The organism is Novosphingobium sp. KCTC 2891 (genome assembly GCF_025938155.1).
GTDB lineage: Bacteria > Pseudomonadota > Alphaproteobacteria > Sphingomonadales > Sphingomonadaceae > Novosphingobium.
Genome location: NZ_JAPCZG010000029.1, coordinates 1 through 1,783, shown reverse-complemented (window position 1 = coordinate 1,783; position 1,783 = coordinate 1). Strand labels below are relative to the sequence as shown.

At 67.5% G+C, this 1,783-nt stretch carries 2 protein-coding genes; both read right to left on the bottom strand.

Features of this window, described 5'->3' with window-relative positions:
- Positions 1-42: 42 nt before the first annotated feature.
- Complete coding sequence (locus tag OLX02_RS20110; protein WP_264425736.1) at positions 43-1,233, bottom strand: acyl-CoA dehydrogenase family protein; 1,191 nt, start codon at positions 1,231-1,233, stop codon at positions 43-45.
- A gap of 23 nt (positions 1,234-1,256) precedes the next feature.
- On the bottom strand, positions 1,257-1,783 hold a 527-nt coding region (locus tag OLX02_RS20105), incomplete at its 5' end, for an enoyl-CoA hydratase-related protein (RefSeq protein ID WP_264425734.1).

The following is a 1,783-nucleotide window of genomic DNA, read 5'->3' as shown; positions in this document are numbered from 1 at the left end:
CGGGATCAATCGCGTCCATGTCCGTAGTCCTGTCCCGGATGATCAAGCCAGCTTCTGGCGGGGCATCATCAGCACCCGCTCGGAGATGATGTTGCGCTGGATCTCGTTGGTGCCGCCGGCGATATTGTATTGGTAGCTGTTCAGAAAATCGAACATCCAGTTGCCCGTCTCGTAGCCTGCGCCCAGCACGTAGGCCGTCTCGCGCATGGCAAGGCCGGCCCGCAACCGCAGCCCCAGCGCGGTGAAGTCGCGCGAGAGGCGCGAGTAGGCCAGCTTGATGATCGAGGCATCGCCCACGGCCTCGTTGCCGGCAATGCGATTGGCCATCAGCGTGGCGATCATCGCGCGCAGCCCCGTGAGACGCGCGGAGATGTCCACGATCCGCCGCCGCGTCTCTGCATCAACCCGATCCGCTTCGGTGCCGCCGCGCGTCGCTTCGGCAACGAGCCGGTCGAAGCCCAGCGCGAGCCGTTCGGTCAGTTCCACCAGGGCAAGGCCGCGTTCCGACGAGAGCGTGTATTGCGCCACCGCCCAGCCCTCGTTCTCCTTGCCCACCAGGTTCTCGACCGGGATCTCCACTTCATCGAGGAATATCTCGGCGAACTCCTCGTCCCCGGTGATCTGCTTGATCGGGCGCACGTCGACGCCCTTGGACTTCATGTCCATCAACAGGAAGGTGATCCCGGCCTGCTTGGGCCCGCTGGTGTCGGTGCGCACCAGCAGAAGGCAGTGATCGGCAAACTGGCCCAGCGTCGACCAGATCTTCTGGCCCGAGATCACGTAGCGGTCGCCCTTGCGTTCGGCGCGCGTGCGCAGCGCGGCAAGGTCCGATCCCGCGCCGGGTTCGGAGAAGCCCTGGCACCATGTCTCGCCCGCGAGGATCGCGGGCAGGTGGCGCTCCTGCTGCGCCTTCGTGCCGAACTCCTGCAGCGTCATCGCGGCATGGTAGAGCGAGACGAAGAACAAGGTCAGGCGCGGTGCATCGGCGCGGGCCAGTTCCTCGAAGATCGCCACCTGTTCGGCCAGCGAGCGCCCGCCGCCATGCCACGCGCCCGACCAGTGCGGCGTCGCGTAGCCGCCCTTCACGAGCCGTGCCAGCCAGTCGCGCTGCGATGCGAGGAAGCCTTCGATATCGTCGCCGCGCTGACGCTCGCGCCAGTCGCCCGGCAGATTGGTCGACAGCCACGCGCGAAGCTCGGCGCGCAGGTCCGCAAGCTTGCCTTCTTCACCCATTGCTCTTGCCCGTTCCTATTCGTTCATTCACCCGTGAACACGGGGGTGCGCTTTTCCAGAAAGGCCGCGACCGCCTCGTGGTGGTCGCGCGTCGTGTGGCACAGCGCCTGCGCCGCCGCCGAAGCTTCGAGGATGGCCGACAGGCTGGCCAGCCGGCTCTCGCGGATCAGCCGCTTGGTCATGCGCACCGCGTGCGGCGGGTTGGCGGCGATGCGCGCAGCAAGGGCGCGGGCCGCGTCCATCAGCTCGCCTGCCGGCACCACCCTGGACACCAGCCCGCAGGCCAGCGCCTCGGCCGCGTCCATCAGGTCGCCGGTAAAGGCCATCTCCGAGGCCTTGGAAAAGCCCACGATGCGCGGCAGCAGCCACGCCCCGCCATCGCCGGGAACGATGCCCAGCTTGACGAAGCTTTCCGCAAACTTCGCCTTGTCCGAGGCGATGCGCACGTCGCACATGCAGGCAAGGTCGCAGCCCGCGCCGATCGCCGGGCCATTGACCGCCGCGATCACCGGCACCTCGATCGCCTCGAACAGCAGCGGCAGGCGCTGGA

Bases quoted from the DNA above. Each gene is read 5' to 3' on its own strand.
- OLX02_RS20110 (WP_264425736.1), bottom strand. From the start codon at position 1,233: ATGGGTGAAGAAGGCAAGCTTGCGGACCTGCGCGCCGAGCTTCGCGCG.